Annotated in this window: 18 protein-coding genes, 4 tRNA genes and 1 pseudogene; 19 read left to right on the forward strand and 4 right to left on the reverse strand. The window is 64.1% G+C overall.

Features of this window, described 5'->3' with window-relative positions; all coding sequences use genetic code 11:
• Positions 1-113: 113 nt before the first annotated feature.
• The 4 genes and pseudogenes from ACM1PE_RS29130 to ACM1PE_RS29145 all read left to right on the forward strand — a co-directional run bounded on the left by ACM1PE_RS29130 (position 114) and on the right by ACM1PE_RS29145 (position 4,648).
• Positions 114-701, forward strand: a complete 588-nt coding sequence (locus ACM1PE_RS29130; RefSeq protein ID WP_419341853.1) for a hypothetical protein — start codon at positions 114-116, stop codon at positions 699-701.
• Between the two features lie 108 nt (positions 702-809).
• Positions 810-1,796: pseudogene (locus ACM1PE_RS29135) on the forward strand (trans-sulfuration enzyme family protein); the annotation flags it as partial.
• A gap of 87 nt (positions 1,797-1,883) precedes the next feature.
• Positions 1,884-3,482, forward strand: coding sequence for a rhodanese-like domain-containing protein (locus ACM1PE_RS29140; RefSeq protein WP_419343868.1), 1,599 nt, complete (start codon positions 1,884-1,886; stop codon positions 3,480-3,482).
• A 164-nt stretch (positions 3,483-3,646) separates the two neighbouring features.
• On the forward strand, positions 3,647-4,648 hold the full coding sequence (locus ACM1PE_RS29145) for a Bug family tripartite tricarboxylate transporter substrate binding protein (protein WP_118932719.1): 1,002 nt from the start codon (positions 3,647-3,649) through the stop codon (positions 4,646-4,648).
• Positions 4,649-4,668: 20 nt separating this feature from the next.
• Here the strand turns inward: ACM1PE_RS29145 and ACM1PE_RS29150 are convergent, their stop codons facing one another.
• The 4 genes from ACM1PE_RS29150 to ACM1PE_RS29165 are packed head-to-tail and all read right to left on the reverse strand — an operon-like array spanning position 4,669 to position 9,226.
• Entirely contained in the window at positions 4,669-5,430 is a 762-nt protein-coding gene (locus ACM1PE_RS29150; protein WP_059376242.1) for a DeoR/GlpR family DNA-binding transcription regulator, read from the reverse strand.
• A 17-nt stretch (positions 5,431-5,447) separates the two neighbouring features.
• Positions 5,448-7,130, reverse strand: a complete 1,683-nt coding sequence (locus tag ACM1PE_RS29155; protein ID WP_059376239.1) for an ABC transporter permease subunit — start codon at positions 7,128-7,130, stop codon at positions 5,448-5,450.
• Positions 7,131-7,161: 31 nt separating this feature from the next.
• Positions 7,162-8,169 (reverse strand): ABC transporter ATP-binding protein, encoded by a 1,008-nt coding sequence (locus ACM1PE_RS29160; protein ID WP_251878360.1) that lies wholly within the window; start codon positions 8,167-8,169, stop codon positions 7,162-7,164.
• Positions 8,170-8,218: 49 nt separating this feature from the next.
• The gene (locus ACM1PE_RS29165) at positions 8,219-9,226 is read right to left on the reverse strand and encodes an ABC transporter substrate-binding protein (protein WP_119449757.1); all 1,008 of its coding nucleotides are present in this window, start codon (positions 9,224-9,226) and stop codon (positions 8,219-8,221) included.
• Between the two features lie 195 nt (positions 9,227-9,421).
• On the opposite strand from ACM1PE_RS29165, the gene hisN reads away from it, so the two are divergent.
• From hisN to rplL, 15 genes are all read left to right on the forward strand, one after another.
• Positions 9,422-10,228, forward strand: a complete 807-nt coding sequence (hisN, locus tag ACM1PE_RS29170) for a histidinol-phosphatase (protein WP_059376235.1) — start codon at positions 9,422-9,424, stop codon at positions 10,226-10,228.
• Between the two features lie 57 nt (positions 10,229-10,285).
• Entirely contained in the window at positions 10,286-11,671 is a 1,386-nt protein-coding gene (locus tag ACM1PE_RS29175; RefSeq protein ID WP_059376233.1) for a glutamine synthetase, read from the forward strand.
• 31 nt (positions 11,672-11,702) lie between these two features.
• On the forward strand, positions 11,703-13,091 hold the full coding sequence (locus ACM1PE_RS29180; RefSeq protein ID WP_419341854.1) for an aldehyde dehydrogenase family protein: 1,389 nt from the start codon (positions 11,703-11,705) through the stop codon (positions 13,089-13,091).
• Between the two features lie 24 nt (positions 13,092-13,115).
• Positions 13,116-14,279 (forward strand): iron-containing alcohol dehydrogenase, encoded by a 1,164-nt coding sequence (locus ACM1PE_RS29185; RefSeq protein ID WP_419341855.1) that lies wholly within the window; start codon positions 13,116-13,118, stop codon positions 14,277-14,279.
• A gap of 113 nt (positions 14,280-14,392) precedes the next feature.
• A tRNA-Tyr gene (locus tag ACM1PE_RS29190) sits at positions 14,393-14,479 on the forward strand.
• A gap of 148 nt (positions 14,480-14,627) precedes the next feature.
• A tRNA-Gly gene (locus ACM1PE_RS29195) sits at positions 14,628-14,701 on the forward strand.
• A gap of 10 nt (positions 14,702-14,711) precedes the next feature.
• A tRNA-Thr gene (locus tag ACM1PE_RS29200) sits at positions 14,712-14,786 on the forward strand.
• A 51-nt stretch (positions 14,787-14,837) separates the two neighbouring features.
• Complete coding sequence (tuf, locus tag ACM1PE_RS29205; protein WP_119449751.1) at positions 14,838-16,028, forward strand: elongation factor Tu; 1,191 nt, start codon at positions 14,838-14,840, stop codon at positions 16,026-16,028.
• A gap of 133 nt (positions 16,029-16,161) precedes the next feature.
• Positions 16,162-16,237, forward strand: a tRNA-Trp gene (locus ACM1PE_RS29210).
• Positions 16,238-16,301: 64 nt separating this feature from the next.
• Complete coding sequence (gene secE, locus ACM1PE_RS29215) at positions 16,302-16,682, forward strand: preprotein translocase subunit SecE (RefSeq protein WP_054459362.1); 381 nt, start codon at positions 16,302-16,304, stop codon at positions 16,680-16,682.
• Between the two features lie 9 nt (positions 16,683-16,691).
• On the forward strand, positions 16,692-17,225 hold the full coding sequence (gene nusG / locus ACM1PE_RS29220) for a transcription termination/antitermination protein NusG (protein ID WP_006389586.1): 534 nt from the start codon (positions 16,692-16,694) through the stop codon (positions 17,223-17,225).
• 66 nt (positions 17,226-17,291) lie between these two features.
• The gene (gene rplK / locus ACM1PE_RS29225; protein WP_006389587.1) at positions 17,292-17,723 is read left to right on the forward strand and encodes a 50S ribosomal protein L11; all 432 of its coding nucleotides are present in this window, start codon (positions 17,292-17,294) and stop codon (positions 17,721-17,723) included.
• Between the two features lie 2 nt (positions 17,724-17,725).
• On the forward strand, positions 17,726-18,424 hold the full coding sequence (rplA, locus tag ACM1PE_RS29230; protein WP_054459364.1) for a 50S ribosomal protein L1: 699 nt from the start codon (positions 17,726-17,728) through the stop codon (positions 18,422-18,424).
• Positions 18,425-18,673: 249 nt separating this feature from the next.
• The gene (rplJ, locus tag ACM1PE_RS29235) at positions 18,674-19,198 is read left to right on the forward strand and encodes a 50S ribosomal protein L10 (protein ID WP_013397032.1); all 525 of its coding nucleotides are present in this window, start codon (positions 18,674-18,676) and stop codon (positions 19,196-19,198) included.
• Positions 19,199-19,279: 81 nt separating this feature from the next.
• Positions 19,280-19,660: a 50S ribosomal protein L7/L12 gene (gene rplL / locus ACM1PE_RS29240; RefSeq protein WP_042795892.1), complete on the forward strand. Its 381-nt coding sequence runs from the start codon at positions 19,280-19,282 to the stop codon at positions 19,658-19,660.
• Positions 19,661-19,774 lie beyond the last annotated feature (114 nt).

The following is a 19,774-nucleotide window of genomic DNA, read 5'->3' on the forward strand; positions in this document are numbered from 1 at the left end:
GCTCTACGAAGTATTAGAGATGCTAATGGAATCTTAAGGCAATTTAAATTGTTCCGCGTGAGGAGGGGGGATACATTCAATGCCATAACTCGTGAAAATAGGGAAAACACAAAGTGAGCAACGCACACCCTCATCAGGCCGGCATCACCAGTGCCATCGAAAATATTAAAAAAACTTTAGGAAATAAGGGGCTGAACCGCGACAGCCTGCAAACCGTGCTGGATGAATTGATCGGCCTGGCCGGCCACTCCGACTGGTGGGCCGCCGATCGCTATCCCGCTCCGGAAGACGGCGAGCGTCAGGCCCGCTACCTGATCGCCGAAGACGCCGACAAGAGCTACGCGCTTTATCTGAACGTCATGCGTCCCGGCAAGCAGATCGTTCCGCACAACCACACGACCTGGGCCTGTATCGCGGCCGTGGAAGGCGTGGAATACAACTACGTCTACGATCGCAGCGACGACGGCTCCGTGCCCGGCGTGGGCCGGCTAGAAAAGACCGGCACCGTGGTGGTCGGTCCCGGCACGGGCATTGCGCTGATGCCGGACGATATCCACGCCGTGGAAATCCAGGGCGACAGCGTCATCCGCCATCTGCACATGTATGGCCGCGCACTGGAAACGCTGACCGAGCGCCTGGCGTTCGATCTGGCTGCCGGTACCTGCAAAGTCATGCCGATCGGCGTGCAGACGCGCCGCTGATCATGGACAAGCCCTATCGGTCCGCCACGCGCCTGTTGCGCGCCGGCCGCCCTCATCGCGGCTGGGTCAATACGCCCGTCACGCGCGCCAGCACTTGTCTTCGACAGCGTGCAGGCGTGGCGCGACACGCGCAGCCGCCGCGACCAGGAGCGCCTGCCGTCCTACGGCGCGCGCGGCACCGATAGCACGCATGCGCTTGAAGACGCGTTGGTGGAGCTGGAAGAGGGCTATCGCGCCAAGCTATATCCCACCGGACAGGCCGCCATCGCCACCGTGCTGCTGGCCTACCTGCGCGCCGGGGACCACGTGCTGATCACGGATGCGGTGTACGAGCCCGTGCGCCGCTTCTGCGCGGAACATCTGGCGCGGCTGGGCATCGCGTACACGTACTACCGGCCTGACGGCGCTGGCATCGAAGCGCTCATCCGTCCTGAAACCCGCATGATCTATGCGGAATCGCCGGGCTCGTTGACTTATGAGATGCCGGATCTGCCGGCGCTGGCCGCGTTGGCCCGTGCCCATGATTGCTGGCTGGCTGTGGATAACACCTGGGCCTCCGGATTGCTGCACAAACCCCTTACGCTGGGCGCCGACATCTCCATCCTGGCGGCCACCAAGTATCTGGGCGGGCACGCCGACGTGATGATGGGCGCTGCGATCACCAACGCGCGCGCCTGGAATGCGCTGGAGCGCGCCACCGTGGACCTGGGGCAGACCGTTGGTGCCGATGACGCGTATCTGGTGCTGCGCGGCATGCGCACGCTGCCCTTGCGCATGGCGCAGCACGCCCGCAGCGCCATGCGCGTGGCGGACTTCCTGTTGGGCCGCCCCGAGGTGGCGTGCGTTCTATGTCCGGCCCTGCCCGGCGATCCTTCCCATGCGTTGTGGCTGCGCGATTGCAGCGGCGCGAATGGCCTCTTGACGGTGGAGTTCGCCGCCGCGGCCGGCATCGACGCTGTCGAGCGACTTATCAACAGCCTGCGGCTGTTCGGCATCGGCGCATCGTGGGGCGGCTTCGAAAGCCTGGTGATACCCGTCAATCTGGGCGCGGCGCGGTCCCTGCCGGATCCCAAGCCGCGCGGCGCCATGCTGCGCCTGCATGTGGGCCTGGAGGATCCCGACGACCTCATCGCCGACCTCGATCAAGCGCTATCCCAACTTTCTCCGTCTTCCCTGAATACCATGATGCACCCCACCCAAGACCAGCCCGTCATCGACATTGATCCGCACACGCTCAAGCAATGGCTCCATGATGACGCGGAAATCGCGCTGCTGGACGTGCGTGAGCACGGCCAATATGGCGAGGGGCATCTGTTCTACGCCGCGCCCGTGCCCTACAGCCGGCTGGAAGTCGATATCGTGCGCCTGGCGCCGCGGCGCGATGTGCGCATCGCGCTCTACGACGACGGCGGCGCTGATGACACGGCGACGCGTGCCGCACAGGCCCTGGCCGCGCTCGGATACCGCAACGTGCATCGTCTGAGCGGCGGCATTGCGCAATGGCAGCGCGACGGCTATGCCATCTTCGCAGGCGTGAACGTGCCCAGCAAAACCTTCGGTGAACTGGCCGAAGAAGTTTTCCACACCCCCCGCATCGGCGCGCGCGACCTGGCCGAACGCCAGCGCCGCGGCGACGACCTGATCGTGCTGGACGGCAGGCCTTACGCGGAATACCAGAAGATGAGCATCCCGGGCGGCATCTGCTGCCCCAATGGCGAACTGGCGCTGCGCGCCCATACGCTGGCGAGCAATCCGCAGACCACCATTGTGGTGAACTGCGCCGGCCGCACGCGCAGCATCATCGGGGCGCAGACGCTGATCAATCTGGGCGTGCCCAACCCTGTCTACGCGTTGGAGAACGGCACGCAAGGCTGGTACCTCGAGGATCTGCAGCTCGAACACGGCGCACGGCGCCGCTACGACGATGGCGTTGCACCGCAGGACCTGCCCGCGCTGGCACAGCGTTCCTTGCGATTGGCAGAAAGTCATGGCGTGCCGGTGGTCGGTGCGGAAGAGGTGCAAGCCTGGTTGCGCGACCAGACCCGCAGCACCTTCCTGTGCGATGTGCGCAGCGCCGAAGAGTACGCGCAAGGCTCGCTGCCCGGTGCGCAGCACACACCGGGCGGCCAGTTGATCCAGGCCACCGACCAGTACCTGGCCGTGCGCGGCGCGCGTATCGTCGTGTTCGACGCCGAAGGCGTGCGCGCGCCAGTGGTCGCCAGCTGGCTGCGGCAGATGGGCTGGGACGCCAGCGTGTTGCGCGAAGGCTTGCAGGCGCAGCTGGAGAACCCTGTGGAAAAGACGCTGGCGCCGCAATTGCCCCTGCTGGGCGATGCGCAACTTGCAGCCGCGCTTGCGCAGGGCGCGCAGCTGGTCGATCTTCGTCCCAGCATGCGCTATCGCGCCGGCCATATCGCAGGCGCACGCTGGTCCATCCGCCCGCGCCTGGCCAGTCTGCACCTGGATGCCGCGCGTCCCGTGGTGTTGCTGGCCGAGGACGCGGCCCTGGCCGCCTGGGCAGCACAGGACTTGCGGGCGCTGGGCGTGCAAGACATCCAGGGCAACACCGGCGACCCCTCTGGCTGGGCCGCGCAGGGCATCGCATTGGCGGCCACGCCGGCCGAGCCTGCGAACGCCGACTGCATCGACTATCTGTTTTTCGTGCATGACCGCCACGACGGCAACAAGGCCGCCGCGCGCCAGTACCTGGCCTGGGAGACCAATCTGGTCAAGCAGATCGACGAACGTGAATTGGCGGGCTACCGCTTTCCGGCCCGCTGATCCCGGACCCGCCGCGCCCGCCCGACCCGGCGCCCGCGGCACAGCAGACGCTTCAATCCGAAAAGTACGCCCCGGCCCTTGCGGCCGGGGTGCGGACGGTTCATGCCGAACCGGAATGCAAAGGACGGCCGAGTATGCGGCCGCCAATCACAAGGGGAACTCAGATGAAGCATCATGCATCGCACGTACGCAAGGCCGCAGCCGCGGCGCTGGCCGGTCTGCTGTGGGGGACCGTTGCCCACGCCGAGGCGCCCGCGCCGTTACCCGACTATCCCAAGCAGGCCATCACGGTCGTGTCGCCGTTTCCTCCGGGAGGCGGCAACGATGGTGTCGCGCGCCTGATCGCGCAGGAACTGGGCGCCATCACGGGCCAGAGCGTGGTGGTGGAAAACCGTTCGGGCGCGGGCGGCAACGTCGGCACGGCGCAAGTGGCGCGCGCCAAGCCCGACGGCTATACCCTGGTGATGTCGCAGACCAGCGTCATGGCCGTCAATCCGCGCCTGTACAAGAACGTGGGCTTTGACCCGGTCAAGGACTTCACGCCCATCTCGCAGATCACTTCGGCGCCGCTGGTGCTGGTGGCGCGCAGCGAGAGCCCGTACCGCACGCTGAACGATTATCTGGAAGCCGCGCGCAAGCAGCCCGGCGCGATAACCTACGCGACGCCCGGCAATGGCACCATGAGCCATCTGATGGGGGCGCTGCTATCGCAGAAGGCCGACGTGAAGCTGGTGCACGTGCCTTATCGAGGCGCCGCGCCCGCCATCACCGACCTCATGGGCGGCACGGTGGACATGTTGATAACTTCACCGGCGTCGGCCGAACCCATGGTCGCCGCCGGCAAGCTGCGCATTCTGGCGCTCAGCCACGAGAACAGCATCGGCATCTTCAAGGGGGCGCCCACGCTCAAGCAGGCGGGCATGGAAGGCATTACCGCCGATGATTGGTATGGACTGTTCGCGCCCGCCGGCACGCCGCCCGAGCGCATTGCCTACCTGGCGCAAGCGGTGGGGCAGGCGATGAAATCGCCCGCGGTGATCGCCAAGATCAACAGCGGCGGCAGCTGGGCGGTGGGCAGCCAGCCCGCCGCGTTCAAGACGCGATTGCAGGAAGACACTGTGTATTGGGCCGACATGGTGAAGACTGCGGGCGTGTCGCTGGACTGATGCGCAAGTCGATGATTGCGCTACACCGCCACGATCTTGCCTACGGCGGATTTCAGGGCGGCGTAGGCGGGTGACTTCTGCGCGCTGGTGTTGGTGACCAGATGGTCGATGCGGTCCGCGCTGCAGTACGACACGCGGCTGCACAGGCCGATCTTGCTGAAGTCGGCCAGCAGTACCAGCTGCTTGGCGCTGGCCGCCATCGCGCGCGCCACTTCGGCCTCGCGCAGGTCATAGTTGGTGGCGCCGAATTCGGCGTCCACGCCGACCGGCGACAGCAGCGCCAGATCCGCGCGATAGCGGTGGATCTCGGCGATCGTGATGTCGCCGGCCGTGGCGCACACCGGGCCGCCCACGGAGCCGCCCAGCATGATCAGCTGGTTTGCGCCGTTGCCGGCCGCGCCCACCTTCAAGGCGACGTCAAACGAGTTGGTGATGACGGTCAGGCCCGACAGCTTGGCCAGCTCGTCGGCCAGCACGCTGGTGGTGCTGCCAGCGTCCAGGAACAGGGTCTGTCCGCTGGATACCAGCCCTGCGGCCGCGCGCGCGATGGCGCGCTTGTACTTGACGCGGGTATGCACGCGTTCCGCGATGGGCGGTTCGCTGTGCACCGGCACGGCGCCGCCGTGCACCCGGCGCAATTCGCCCATGGCCTCCAATTCCAGCAGGTCACGCCTGACTGTCTCCCTTGAAACCCCTAGTTCGCCGACGATACGGTCGGTCGATACCTGCTGCAATGAAGACAGCAGGGCGCGGATTCTCTGATACCGCTCTTCTTGCCACATGTCCGATGTTTCCTAATCTATGTCCGGCGCCGCGCGGCTGCGGCGATCAGCGCGCGCAATGCCAGCAGGGAGCCTCCCACGACCAGCATGATAAGGGTTGAATAGGCGGCAGCCTGCGAGACGAACCCCGCTTCGTCCAGGCGCAGGACGGAAACGGGCGCCACGCTCACGGATGGCGTGACCAGGAAGATCACCGCCGACAGCGTCACCATGGACCGCATGAACAGGAAGAAGAATACGCCCAGCACGGTCGGGCCGATCAGCGGCAGCACGGCGTCGCGCAGCACCCGCAGCGTGCCGCCGCCCAGGCAGCTGACAGCCTCCTCCAGCGCTTGCGGCACGGCGCGCATGCCGGTCATCATCGTCAGGAAACCCTGCGTGTGGTAATGGTAGAAGTTGCACAAGGCAATCAGCGCGGCGCTGCCGTACAGCGCATACAACGGCGTGCCGGGAGCGTTGAAGGCGAAGATGTACGACAAGCCCAGCACCAGGCCGGGAACGCCCACCGGCAGCACCGAGACCAGGTACACCAGCTTGGCCCACGCGCGCGGAATGCGGCACACCCCGAAGCTCAGGAAGAACAGCAGCAGCACGCCGCCGCCTGCCGCCGCTAGCGAGAGGTACAGCGACGTCCAGAGTGGTGTGTAGCCGCCGCTGACTGTGATGTCGTAATGCTTCAGCGTCCATTCCATGCGATAGGGCCACAGCCGCATGAAGCTGGCGAAGATCACCGTGGCCACGGTCAGGATGATGGTGCCGCTGGCCAGCAACACGCCGGCGGTGAACGCCGCATCGCGCCCGCGAGCCGGTTGCGGCGTGACCCGCAATCCGCTGGGCGAGGCCGAGCCGAACTGGCGCTGCGAGGCGACGCGTTCGATCTGCACCGAAATCAGCGATGGCAGCAGCAGCAGGATGCCGACCACCGAGCCCATGCCGAAGTTCATCTGCCCGGATACCTGGCTGTAGATCTCGGTGGCCAGCACCCGGTAGTTGCCGCCGATCACGGCGGCGTTGCCGAAGTCGGTAATGGTGATGACGAACACCACGAAGGCCGCGCTCAGCAAGCCGAACTTGCAGTTGGGCAGGGTGATGTCGAGGAACTGGCGCGAGCCGGACGCGCCCATCACTTCGGCCGCGTCGTAGTAGCGCGCATCCATGTTGCGCAAGGCCGCCTGCAGGATCAGCACGGCCTGGGGCAGGGCGTAGAACACGTTGGAGATCAACAGGCCCCAGAAGCCGTAGATATCTATTTCCCAGCCTGTCCAGCGATGTACCAGCCCGTTGCGGCCCAGCAGGAAGATGAGCCCCAGGCCCTGCACCAGCGAAGGCGCCAGCAGCGGCAGCACCAGCGCCAGCCGCACGGCGGCCTTGCCGCGCATGCAGCTGCGATCCAGGCCGTAGGCGATGGCAAAGCCCAGCGCGACGCTGACCACCGTGGTGGCGGTGCTCATGACCAGGCTGTTGAGCGTGGCGGTGAGCACGCCGCGCGTGGCGAAGACCTCGGCATAGTTGCCCAGGCCGACCGAGCCGTCCTTCTCGACCAGGCTGCGCCACGCTACAGTCGCCAGCGGATAGAGGAAGAACAGCGCCAGGCCCGCCAGAGGGATGCCGACGCAGCTCCATAGCAGCACACGGTCGGCGGACCAGGGGGCGCGGCCGGTTGGCGCCGCGATGGCCGGGCTGGCGTGGGCGGCGCTCAAGCGGCGGCCCCGGTTTGCGTGGTGCGATCCGTCATACACTGACCCAGGCGCACTGGCCCGGCTCCATGTCCAGCCGCACGGGGGCGCCGCGCGACAGGCCCGCGGCGCCATGTTGTTCCACCAGCAGTTCGCGTCCCTGCCAGGCGATGCGCAGGCGGGTGAGGTTGCCCATGAACGTCATGTCCTGCACGCGGCCCGGGCCGTGTTCGTCCGCCGCGATGCGCAGGTTCTCGGGCCGCAGGCAGGCCTCGTAGCGCTCGCTGGCGCCCTCGGGCCGCGTCGCCAGCAGTTGGGGCATGGCCTCGCGCACCCAGTCGGTGGGCAGCAGATTGCTCAGGCCCACGAAGTTCGCCACAAAGCGGGTGCGCGGGCGCAGGTACAGATCGGAAGGCGAGCCCACCTGCTCGATGCGGCCGTCGTTCATGCACACGATCTTGTCGGCCAGCGTCAGCGCTTCCTCCTGATCGTGCGTGACCATGACAGTGGGAATTTTCAGGCGCCGCTGCACGTCGTGGATCTCGGCGCGCATGTCGGTGCGTACGCGCGCGTCCAGCGCGGACAGGGGTTCGTCGAGCAGGATCAGCGCCGGATCCACCGCCAGCGCGCGCGCCAGCGCCACGCGCTGCTGCTGGCCGCCGGACAACTGGTGCGGATAGCGCTCCGCATGTTCGGGCAGTTTGATCAGCGTCAGCAGTTCCTTTACGCGCGCGCCGATGCGTTCGCGCGATTCGCCGCGGATGCGCAGGCCGTAACCCACGTTTTGCGCCACGGTCATGTTGGGGAACAGGGAATACGACTGGAACACGATGCCGAAGCCGCGCTTGCGCGCCGGCAGCGCGCTCAGGTCGCGCCCGCCCAGCGTGATGGTGCCGCGGTCAAAGGGCAGCAAGCCCGCCACGATGCGCAGCAGGGTGGTTTTGCCGCAGCCGCTGGGGCCCAGCAGGCAGACGAATTCATGTTCGCCCACGGACAGGTCGATGTCTTGCAGCGCTACCGACGCATCGAACGTCTTGCGGATTCCGCGCAATTCCAGATACATGGCGTCTCCAGGACAGGCTGCGGCCGGCTTTGCGCCGGCCGCGGCACCGTCAACGCTTGATGGTTTCCTGCCAGGTCTTAATGGTGGCGTCCCGCTCCGCGGCCGACTTGGGGAAGTCCACGGGATACAGCACGGCGGTCAGGTCCTTGGGCAGGCCGGCGGCTTCGGCGGCCTTGTTGGGTGTGGCGCCGGGGATGGTCACCAGTTCCTTGTACTTGCTGTACAGGCCGCCGGCCTGCGCCGACAGCGTCCAATCGAGGAAGCGTTTGGCGTCGGTGGGATTCTTGGCCGTTTTCATCAGCCCCGAGGCTTCCAGTTCGTAGCCCACCCATTTGGATGGAATCACCATCTTGATGGGGAATCCTTCCTCGATGGACTGCATGGCGGGGAAGGCGAAGGACACGCCGATGGCGTACTCGCCGGCGCGCGCCATCTTGCAGGGGCGCGAACCGGACGGCGTGTACTGGGCCACATTCTTGTCCAGGTCCTTGAGCAGCGCCCAGCCTTTCTCCTTGCCCATACCCTGCAGCAGCGCGACGATCTGCAGATAGCCGGTACCCGAGGCGGCAGGGCTGGGGATAACTATCTCGCCCTTGTAGACCGGCTTGGTCAGGTCTTCCCAGGAGGTCGGCATGGGCAGATTCTTGGACTTGAGCCTGTCCGTGTTTACACAGAATGCGGCTACGTAGCCGGTGGCGGCGAACCACTTCTGGTCGGCGCCCTTGTACTGCGCGGGCAGGGCGTCCATGCCCTTGGCCGCATACGGCTCCAGCAGGTTTTGCAGGCGCGGATCCAGCATGTTGCTGACGGCGAAGCCCCAGATCACGTCCTGCTGCGGGTTGGAGGCCTCGGCGATCAGGCGCGCGCCCAGATCGCCGGTGGACAGCCGCAGCACGTTGACCTTCACGTCCGGCATGGCGGCGTTGGCGGCTTTCAGATAGGCCGCGATTTCATCTTCTTCGAGGGCGGTGTAGACGGTGATGGCGCCGGCGTGGGCCTGCGTCCAACCTAGGGAAATTACTGCAACCACAAGGCTAAGCTTCTTCATACATTGCATGATGGAACTCCGGTTGGAATACACGGCAACGGTGGCGAGCTACGTAGTTGGACAGCCTTCTGCAACAAATCCGGCAAGTTGCAGTTTTATGTATGTTTGCAAATTTGTGGCAACGTGTCTAGACTGGAAAAACCAGTATTCAAGGGTTTTTTTTGGCGTAGGCGCATCCTCCCGCGCCACGCCTGGAGCTCATCGATGCAAACTTCACCGCCGTTATCCGCGCAGCAGCTGGCCGCGTACTCCTCGTTCGCCCAAACGCTGGCGGACCGCGTCCGCCCCTTGTCGCGCAAGTGGTTCCGGCATCCGCTGGACGTGGACACCAAGGCGGACGAAAGCCCGGTCACGCAGGCCGACCGTGAGGTCGAGGCCGCCTTGCGCGAGGCCATCGCCCAGCATTATCCCGAGCACGGCATCTTTGGAGAAGAGTTTGGCGCCTCGCATGCCGAAGCCGAATTCGTGTGGTCGCTGGACCCCATCGACGGCACGCGCGCCTTCATTTCCGGCAACCCGTTGTGGGGCACGCTGCTGGCGCTGCTGCATCGGGGCAAGCCTGTGCTCGGCGTAATCGACATACCCATGCTGGACGAGCGCTGGGTCGGCGCGGCCGGCGTGGCCGCGCAACTGAACGGCGCCGCCTGCCGCACCAGCGCTTGCGCCGAACTGCGCCAGGCCGTGCTGTACGCCACTTCACCCGACATCTTTGCCGGCGCCGAGTTGGCCGCCTTCGAGGCGCTGACGCAGGCCGCGCGCATGCGCCGTTACGGCGGCGATTGCTACAGCTACGGCCTCCTGGCGAGCGGACACGTCGACCTGGTGGTCGAGTCCGGCCTGCAGCCGTATGACTATCTGGCGCTGATGCCCGTGATCGAAGGGGCGGGCGGCGTCATTACCGATTGGTCGGGGCAGCCGCTCAGTCTCGAATCGCAGGGCCGCGTCGTCGCGGCCGCCACGCCGCAGCTGCATCGCCAGGCGATGCGGGTGCTGGGGGCGGCCATGACCTGAACGCCGCGCCGCCCGCCCGCAGTCCAACGCAACGCTTCAGTCACAAGGTGAAAGAGCATGCATGCACTAGGGGTAGCAACGGTGGAAGACGCGGAGCGGCTGGTGCAAGCCAGCCAGCTCTCGCACATCAAGGTAGGTTTGTCCGACGTCGATGGCGTCATGCTGGGAAAGTACTTGCGGCGCGACAAATTCCTGGGCGCGCTGCGCTCGGGGCTGGCGTTCTGCGACGTGGTGTTCGGCTGGGACCTGGACGACCAGCTGTACGACAACACCAAGTACACGGGTTGGCACACGGCCTATCCGGATGCCAAGCTCAGGATCATCCCGCAAAGCGGCCGCCGGCTGCCGCTGGAGCAGGGACCGGGCGGCGAAGACATGCTGCTGTTCCTGGCGGAATTCGAAGGCGACGCGGGCGCCATCTGTCCGCGGCGGTTGTTGCACCGGACGCTGGACCGGGCCGCGGGCATGGGCTATGACGTCTATGCCGCGCTGGAGTACGAGTTCTTCATGTTCCGCGAAACGCCGCACTCGGTGCGCGCCAAGAACTACCGCAACATGGAGAACTGGACGCCGGGAAATTTCGGCTACTCGGTGCTGCGCAGCACGGTCGAAGGCGACTTCTACCGCAAGCTCCTGGACATGTGCGAACGCATGGACATGCCCATCGAAGGCCTGCACACCGAGACCGGGCCGGGCGTGCTGGAAGCGGCCCTGGCAGTGGACCTGGCCGCGGCCGCGGGCGACAAGGCCTTTCTCTTCAAGACTTTCACCAAGGCGTTGGCGCAGCAGAACGGGCTGATGGCGACCTTCATGGCGAAATGGTCGCATGATCATCCCGGCCAGAGCGGACACATCCATCTGTCGCTACGCGACCACAAGACCAACCGTTCGGCCTTTTACGACGAATCCCGGCCGCACGGCATGAGCGCGACGCAAGCTTCCTTCATGGCCGGTGTGCAGCGCTACCTGCCGGAATTCATGGCCATGTATGCGCAGACCATCAACAGCTATTCGCGCCTGGTACCCGGGTACTGGGCGCCGCTGGATGCGACCTGGGGCATGGAAAACCGCACCACTGCGCTGCGGCTGATTCCAGGCAGCGACAAATCGCAGCGCGTCGAGGTGCGCATCGGATCGGCCGATGCCAATCCCTATCTGGCCTTGTCCGCCGCCCTGGCTTCGGGCCTGTATGGCATTGAGCAGGGCCTGGAACCCGAGCCGATGGTGCAGGGCAACGCCTATACGCAGCAGTTCCCGGCACATCTGCGCTTGCCCACCACGCTCTGGGAGGCCGCGCAGCGGCTGCGCGAATCCGAGGCCGCGCGCCATCTGTTTGGCGATGCCTTCGTCGAACATTACGCGGCGACGCGTGAATGGGAAGAACGGCAGTTCCGCCGCCACGTGACCGACTGGGAACTGGCGCGCTACTTCGAAATCATCTGAATCCAAACCACACCGCTTGCGCAGGGCAGACATGACCCAGGAACTCATCACCATCAGTCCCATCGACGGGCGCGAGGTCGTGCGCCGTCCCTACGCCAGCGAGGCGCAGATCGCACAGGCGCTCGCCGACGCCCAAGCCGCGCAGGGCGCGTGGCAGGCACTGGGCGTGCAGGAGCGGGGGCGCATCGTGTCCGAGGCCGTCGACCGCTTCGTCGCCGCGAAGGACGAGATCGCGCGCGCCATTACCATCCAGATGGGCCGGCCGCTGCGCTATACGCCCGGAGAGGTGGCGGGCTTCGAGGCCCGCGCGCGCCACATGATCGCGATCGCGGGTGAGGCGCTGGCGCCCATCCAGGTTGCGGAAATGGCGGGATTCACGCGCTTCATCAGCCGCGAACCCATAGGCGTGGCGCTGACCATTGCGCCGTGGAACTATCCCTTGCTGACGGCGGTGAACAGCATCGTGCCCGCGCTGATGGCCGGCAATACCGTCATTCTCAAGCATTCCGACCAGACGCCCCTGTGCGCGGAACTGATCGAACGCGCATTCCAGAAAGCCGGCGCGCCCAAGGGCGTGTTCCAGTACCTGCATGCCAACCATGACATCGTGCGCAGGCTGATCCGCGCGCCGGAGATTGGCTACGTCTCGTTTACCGGTTCGGTGCGCGGCGGGCATGTCGTGGAGGAAAGCGCGGCGGGGAGGTTCATCGGCGTCGGCCTGGAGCTGGGTGGCAATGATCCAGCCTATGTGCGCGAGGACGCGAAGATCGACCATGCGGTCGAGACGTTGGTGGACGGCGCCTTTTTTAATTCAGGCCAATCCTGCTGCGGCATCCAGCGCATCTATGTGGCGCGTGCGCGGTACGACGAGTTCGTCGAGCGTGCGGTCGAATTGACCCGCAGCTACGTGCTGGGGAATCCGCTGCACGCCGAAACAACGCTGGGGCCGGTGGTGCGCGCAAAAGCCGCCGCCGAGATCCGCGACATCATCGGGGCTGCGGTTTCCGCCGGCGCCAGAAATATGATTGATAGCTCGTATTTTAAGGAAGCGAGCATAGGCTCGCCTTACGTCGCGCCGGCGCTGCTGACGCAGGTCGATCATCGCATGCGCATCATGAGTGATGAATGCTTCGGTCCCGCTGTCGGCATCATGGCGGTGGACAGCGACGAGGAGGCGGTCGGCCTGATGAACGACAGTCCCTACGGCCTGACGGCGGCGGCTTTTACGCAGGACCAGGATGCGGCCCTGCATATAGGCCGCCAGGTGCAGGCGGGTACGTTCTTCATGAACCGTTGCGATTACCTGGATCCCGCGCTGGCTTGGACCGGCGTGAAGAACTCCGGCCGCGGCGTCTCCTTGTCTGTCGTGGGCTACGAGCAGCTCACCCAAGCCAAATCCTTCCATCTGCGCAGCGTCTGACACGACGCCATCAGGAAACCCGCCATGACCGTGCCCAGTGTTAATTGGAACTATCCCACCGCCATCAAGGCCGGCCCCGGCCGCATCAAGGAACTGCCCGAGCTATGCCGCGGCCTGGGCATGAAGCGACCTCTGCTTGTGACGGATCCCGGGCTTGCTGCCTTGCCGATGGTGACGCAGGCCGTGCGAGCGTGCCGCCAGGAAGGGCTGGAATGCGGCCTGTTCCACGAGATCAAAGGCAATCCCACGGGCCGTAATGTGGACGATGGCGTGCAAGCCTATCGGCAAGGCCGCCATGATGGCGTGATCGCATTCGGCGGCGGCTCCGCGCTGGATGCCGCCAAGGCCATCGCGCTGATGGCCGGGCAGCGGCGGCCATTATGGGATTTCGAGGATGTCGGCGACAACTACCTGCGCGTCGACGTCGCGGGCATGGCCCCGGTGGTGGCCGTGCCGACCACCGCGGGCACGGGTTCCGAAGTAGGGCGCGCTTCCGTCATCACCGACGAGGCCGCCGAGGTCAAGCGCATCATCTTCCACGCGCGCATGCTGCCTGCCGTGGTGATCCTGGACCCCGAGCTCACTGTCGGCCTGCCGCCCAAGATAACGGCGGCGACCGGAATGGACGCGCTGTCGCATAATCTCGAAGCCTACTGTTCGCCTTTCTTCCATCCCATGGCGGCGGGCATCGCGATCGAAGGCATGCGCCTGGTCAAGGAATACTTGCCGCAGGCCGTCGCCAACGGCAGCGATTTGCAGGCGCGGCTGCAGATGCTGGTGGCGTCCAGCATGGGCGCGACGGCGTTCCAGCGCGGGCTGGGCGCCATGCATGCGCTGGCGCATCCGTTGGGCGCGCTGTACGACGCGCATCACGGCATGCTCAACGCAATCCTCATGCCGTACGTGCTGAAAGCCAACGAACACGCGGTGGCGCCGCGGCTGCAGGCCTTGGCGCGCTACCTGGATCTGCCGGAGTCCGGCCCGGGGGCGGTGCTGGACTGGGTGTTGCGTCTGCGCGAGACCGTGGGCATCCCCCACACCCTGGCAGAAATCGGCATCGACGACGCCCAGGCCGAGCGGGTGGGGCGCATGGCGGCCGAGGATCCATCGGCCGGCACCAACCCCGTCAACTACACCCCTGAGCAGTATTCCGATCTTTTTCGTGCAGCAATTCGCGGAAACCTGTAAGCTTCGCCCCCTCTGCGCGGAAACGCTGCGGTGGTTGAAGAAGAATTTTGAATATTTCGTCCCAAGCGTTTGACAGCGGATTTGAAAGTGTTCATAATCTCGAATTCTCCTGTGGAGGAGTGCCCGAGTGGTTAAAGGGGGCAGACTGTAAATCTGTTGGCCTTGCGCCTACGTTGGTTCGAATCCAACCTCCTCCACCAGAGACCCACACCTAAATCCAGGCGCGGTTTGCCTGGATTTACAATGTGAAGCCCAGAAAGCTGAGCAGCCTTCGCAAAGAAGGTTGTAAGGCTCTCCCGGGCTTCGGATTGAAAAAGGTTTGGGAAAGAGAAGGTGAAAGGGTATGCCGCGGGTGTAGCTCAATGGTAGAGCAGAAGCCTTCCAAGCTTACGACGAGGGTTCGATTCCCTTCACCCGCTCCAAGATTTATTTGCCCATGTGGCTCAGTGGTAGAGCACTCCCTTGGTAAGGGAGAGGTCGCGCGTTCGATCCGCGCCATGGGCACCACTAATTTCTCTCTTCTTCAGTCAGAAGCGCAATCCAGGTCAGGAGTCAGCCATGGCAAAAGGCAAGTTTGAACGTACCAAGCCGCACGTGAACGTGGGTACGATTGGTCACGTTGACCACGGCAAAACGACGTTGACGGCGGCCATCACGACCGTTCTGTCGAACAAGTTCGGCGGCGAAGCCAAGGGCTACGACCAGATCGACGCGACTCCTGAAGAAAAGGCTCGCGGCATCACGATCAACACGGCTCACGTCGAGTACGAAACGGAAGCGCGTCACTACGCGCACGTTGACTGCCCGGGCCACGCTGACTATGTGAAGAACATGATCACGGGCGCCGCGCAAATGGACGGCGCGATCCTGGTCGTGTCGGCCGCTGACGGCCCGATGCCGCAAACCCGCGAACACATCCTGCTGTCGCGCCAGGTTGGCGTGCCGTACATCATCGTCTTCCTGAACAAGGCCGACATGGTTGACGACGCCGAGCTGCTCGAGCTGGTGGAAATGGAAGTCCGCGAACTGCTGTCGAAGTACGACTTCCCGGGCGACGACACCCCGATCGTGAAGGGTTCGGCCAAGCTGGCGCTGGAAGGCGACAAGGGCGAACTGGGCGAACAGGCCATCATGGCTCTGGCCGCTGCGCTGGATTCGTACATCCCGACGCCCGAGCGCGCCGTGGACGGCACGTTCCTGATGCCGGTTGAAGACGTGTTCTCGATCTCGGGTCGCGGCACCGTGGTGACCGGCCGTATCGAACGCGGCGTGATCAAGGTCGGCGAAGAACTCGAAATCGTCGGTATCGTTCCGACGGTCAAGACGACCTGCACGGGCGTGGAAATGTTCCGCAAGCTGCTGGACCAAGGTCAAGCCGGCGACAACGTGGGCATCCTGCTGCGCGGCACCAAGCGTGAAGACGTCCAGCGCGGCCAAGTTCTGGCCAAGCCGGGCTCGATCACCCCGCACACGGACTTCACGTCCGAGGTGTACATCCTGTCCAAGGAAGAAGGCGGCCGTCACACCCCGTTCTTCCAAGGCTATCGTCCCCAGTTCTACTTCCGCACGACGGACGTGACGGGCACGATCGAACTGCCGGCCGACAAGGAAATGGTTCTGCCGGGCGACAACGTGGCCATGACGGTCAAGCTGTTGGCTCCGATCGCCATGGAAGAAGGTCTGCGTTTCGCCATCCGTGAAGGCGGTCGTACCGTCGGCGCCGGCGTCGTCGCCAAGATCCTGAAGTAAGCAATACCCGGATGGGTAGAGTGGACTCTCAAGTCCCTCTATCCATCTTTGCTGTAAAAGTAGTATGATGTATGGTTCCGCAAGTTGTTGCATGTAAGGCGGAAGCAGCTGTGTAGTGCAAGTGTAGTGTTTTAGGGGCATAGCTCAATTGGCAGAGCGTCGGTCTCCAAAACCGAAGGTTGTAGGTTCGATTCCTACTGCCCCTGCCACCGCCAGGATAAACCCGCGGGAGATCATCGCGAGTTACGCATTCACGGCGGCTCGCGTCGCAATATGTCTAATACCAGCGTAGAAACCGTAACCAGTACCGCCGACCGGGTGAAGCTCGGGCTGGCGGTTCTTGTCGTTATTGCTGGCATCGTCGGGTTTTCCGTGCTCAGCGCGCAACCGATGCCTGCACGTATCGGCGTATTCGTCGGCGGCCTTGTGATCGCAGCCGTGATCGCCTGGTTCAGCGAACCCGGCCGCCGCACCCTGAGCTTCGCCAGCGAGTCCTACAACGAAGTCAAGCGTGTCTCGTGGCCCACGCGCAAGGAAACGACCCAGATGACGGGTATCGTTTTCGCGTTTGTGGCGGTCATGGGCCTTTTCATGTGGGTGCTCGACAAGGGCATCGAATGGATTCTTTACGGCCTGTTGTTGGGCTGGAAATAAGGACGGCGAATGAGTAAGCGTTGGTATGTCGTCCATGTGTACTCCGGCATGGAAAAAAGCGTACACAAGGCCCTGAACGAGCGCATCGAGCGCGCGGGCCTGCAAACGTCTTTTGGCCGCATTCTTGTGCCCTCCGAGGAAGTCGTCGAGGTCAAGGGTGGCCAGAAGTCGATCACCGAGCGCCGCATTTTCCCCGGTTATGTCCTGGTTGAAATGGACTTGACCGACGAAACGTGGCACCTGGTCAAGAACACCAACCGCGTCACCGGCTTTTTGGGTGGCTCGGGCAACCGTCCGACCCCGATTTCCGAAAAGGAAGTCGAGAAGATCCTCTCCCAGATGGAAGAGGGCGTCGAGAAACCCCGCCCCAAGATCCTGTTCGAAGTGGGCGAGATGGTTCGGGTCAAGGAAGGTCCGTTTGCAGACTTCAACGGCAACGTCGAAGAAGTCAATTACGAAAAGAGCAAGGTTCGCGTGTCTGTCACCATTTTTGGTCGCGCCACGCCCGTCGAACTCGATTTCAGTCAGGTCGAAAAGACCTAATTTCAACCCCCGGGGAGCTCCCAGGCCTGAACGCCCAGGAGCGATATAACCCGCAAGGAGCAAAGCATGGCGAAGAAGATCGTCGGCTTTATCAAGCTGCAAGTGCCGGCTGGTAAGGCTAACCCCTCCCCCCCGATTGGCCCGGCCCTGGGTCAGCGTGGCCTGAACATCATGGAATTCTGCAAGGCGTTCAACGCCAAGACCCAAGGCATGGAGCCTGGTCTGCCGATTCCGGTGGTGATCACCGCCTTCGCCGACAAGAGCTTCACCTTCATCATGAAGACCCCGCCCGCGACGGTCCTCATCAAGAAGGCCGCCGGCGTGCAAAAGGGTTCGTCCAAGCCGCATACCGACAAGGTCGGCACGCTGACCCGCGCTCAAGCTGAAGAGATCGCCAAGGCCAAGGGCCCCGATCTGACCGCCGCTGATCTGGACGCCGCCGTGCGTACGATCGCTGGCAGCGCCCGCAGCATGGGCATCACGGTTGAGGGGATCTAATCATGGCAAAACTGTCCAAGCGCGCCGCCGCCATTGCGCAGAAGATCGACCGCACCAAGCTGTACCCGGTCGCTGAAGCCCTGACCCTGGTCAAGGAAACCGCCGTCGCCAAGTTCAATGAATCCATTGACGTGGCCGTGCAACTCGGCATCGACCCGAAGAAGTCGGACCAACTGGTTCGCGGCTCGGTCGTTCTGCCCGCCGGCACCGGCAAGTCGGTCCGCGTGGCCGTGTTCGCCCAAGGCGACAAGGCTGAAGCCGCCAAGGCCGCTGGCGCCGACATCGTCGGTCTGGACGACCTGGCTGACCAGATCAAGGCCGGTCAAATGGACTTCGACGTGGTCATCGCCTCGCCCGACACGATGCGTGTCGTGGGTGCCCTGGGTCAGATCCTGGGTCCCCGTGGCCTGATGCCGAACCCGAAGGTCGGCACCGTGACCCCGGACGTCGCTACCGCTGTCAAGAACGCCAAGGCCGGTCAGGTTCAGTACCGCACCGACAAGGCTGGCATCATCCACGCAACGATCGGCCGCGCGTCGTTCGGCGTGGAACAGCTGCAAACCAACCTGGCCGCTCTGGTCGACGCCCTGCAAAAGGCTCGTCCCGCAGCTGCCAAGGGCATTTACCTGCGCAAGCTGGCCGTTTCGTCCACGATGGGCGGCGGTGCGCGCGTGGAAATTGCCTCGCTGTCGGCCAACTAAGCCGATAGCTGTAAACGTACTTTGGGCTGCATCCGGATTCCTCCGGATGTTGCTGTCAAAGACCGCTGGAGCAGGGTGGTTCAAGCAGTACCGGACCCCTCCGCTTAATACCGATGCCCGTAAGGTTCGGATCCAGCGTAGACGGCGTCCCCAGGAAGATTTCTTTACACGAAGAACTCGACCAGGCGCCGCATTCGGTTGACGCGCAAGGCTCAGGCCCCAGGCGTCTTTTGATGGAGTGTTCAAACCGTGAGTCTCAATCGTCAAGAGAAAGCGGTGGTGATCGAGGAAGTCTCGGCGGAAGTCGCCAAGGCCCAATCGATTGTTATCGCTGAGTACCGTGGTCTGGACGTCGCCTCTGTCACCGTACTGCGCAAAACTGCGCGTGAATCGGGCGTGTATCTGCGTGTTCTGAAGAACTCGCTGGCCCGTCGTGCTGTTGCCGGCACGGCTTTCGAGCCGTTGGCTGAGCAACTGACCGGTCCGCTGATCTATGGCATCAGCGCTGATCCGGTTTCGGCGGCCAAGGTCCTCGCAGGTTTCGCGAAAAGCAACGACAAGCTGGTCATCAAGGCGGGCGCTCTGCCCAACAGCCTGCTGAACCAAGACGGCGTGAAGGCCCTGGCCACCATGCCCTCGCGCGAAGAGTTGCTGTCGAAGCTGCTGGGCACCATGCAAGCCCCCATCGCGCAATTCGTGCGTACGCTCAACGAAGTTCCGACCAAGTTCGCCCGTGGCCTCGCCGCCGTGCGCGACCAGAAGGCTGCGGCTTAATCGCCTGCCTTCACGGAATTCGCTGAACGACCGAGCGACACCCAAACCCTGGCATTACCAAAATATTTGGAGTTCTGAAAAATGGCACTTAACAAAGCTGAAATCCTTGACGCCATCGCTGGCATGACCGTGCTCGAGCTGTCCGAGCTGATCAAGGAAATGGAAGAGAAGTTCGGCGTGTCGGCTGCTGCCGCCGCTGTCGCTGTCGCTGCTCCCGCCGCTGGTGGCGCTGCCGCCGCCGCTGAAGAGCAAACCGAGTTCACCGTCGTCCTGACCGACGCCGGCGCCAACAAGGTCAGCGTCATCAAGGCCGTGCGCGAGCTGACCGGTCTGGGTCTGAAGGAAGCCAAGGACCTGGTCGACGGCGCTCCGAAGCCCGTCAAGGAAGCTGTGGCCAAGGCTGACGCCGAAGCCGCCAAGAAGAAGCTGGAAGAAGCTGGCGCCAAGGTCGAAGTCAAGTAAGACCTGCGTCAATTTGCCCGGGGACAGCGCAGTTTGCAGTCCCCGGGCTTTTGCGTTTCCAGGAAACCCCTACTGGGGGTATGCCCTTTACAGGGGGGTTTCCTGGAGTCGTAT

This window comes from Achromobacter sp. PD1 (genome assembly GCF_048541815.1).
Classification (GTDB): Bacteria; Pseudomonadota; Gammaproteobacteria; order Burkholderiales; family Burkholderiaceae_B; genus Achromobacter; species Achromobacter bronchisepticus_A.

Bases quoted from the DNA above. Each gene is read 5' to 3' on its own strand.
- hisN (WP_059376235.1), top strand. From the start codon at position 9,422: ATGCAAACTTCACCGCCGTTATCCGCGCAGCAGCTGGCCGCGTACTCC.
- tuf (WP_119449751.1), top strand. From the start codon at position 14,838: ATGGCAAAAGGCAAGTTTGAACGTACCAAGCCGCACGTGAACGTGGGT.
- secE (WP_054459362.1), top strand. From the start codon at position 16,302: ATGTCTAATACCAGCGTAGAAACCGTAACCAGTACCGCCGACCGGGTG.
- ACM1PE_RS29160 (WP_251878360.1), bottom strand. From the start codon at position 8,169: ATGTATCTGGAATTGCGCGGAATCCGCAAGACGTTCGATGCGTCGGTA.
- ACM1PE_RS29140 (WP_419343868.1), top strand. From the start codon at position 1,884: ATGATGCACCCCACCCAAGACCAGCCCGTCATCGACATTGATCCGCAC.
- ACM1PE_RS29180 (WP_419341854.1), top strand. From the start codon at position 11,703: ATGACCCAGGAACTCATCACCATCAGTCCCATCGACGGGCGCGAGGTC.
- ACM1PE_RS29175 (WP_059376233.1), top strand. From the start codon at position 10,286: ATGCATGCACTAGGGGTAGCAACGGTGGAAGACGCGGAGCGGCTGGTG.
- rplA (WP_054459364.1), top strand. From the start codon at position 17,726: ATGGCAAAACTGTCCAAGCGCGCCGCCGCCATTGCGCAGAAGATCGAC.
- ACM1PE_RS29150 (WP_059376242.1), bottom strand. From the start codon at position 5,430: ATGTGGCAAGAAGAGCGGTATCAGAGAATCCGCGCCCTGCTGTCTTCA.
- rplL (WP_042795892.1), top strand. From the start codon at position 19,280: ATGGCACTTAACAAAGCTGAAATCCTTGACGCCATCGCTGGCATGACC.
- rplK (WP_006389587.1), top strand. From the start codon at position 17,292: ATGGCGAAGAAGATCGTCGGCTTTATCAAGCTGCAAGTGCCGGCTGGT.
- nusG (WP_006389586.1), top strand. From the start codon at position 16,692: ATGAGTAAGCGTTGGTATGTCGTCCATGTGTACTCCGGCATGGAAAAA.
- ACM1PE_RS29165 (WP_119449757.1), bottom strand. From the start codon at position 9,226: ATGCAATGTATGAAGAAGCTTAGCCTTGTGGTTGCAGTAATTTCCCTA.
- ACM1PE_RS29145 (WP_118932719.1), top strand. From the start codon at position 3,647: ATGAAGCATCATGCATCGCACGTACGCAAGGCCGCAGCCGCGGCGCTG.
- ACM1PE_RS29185 (WP_419341855.1), top strand. From the start codon at position 13,116: ATGACCGTGCCCAGTGTTAATTGGAACTATCCCACCGCCATCAAGGCC.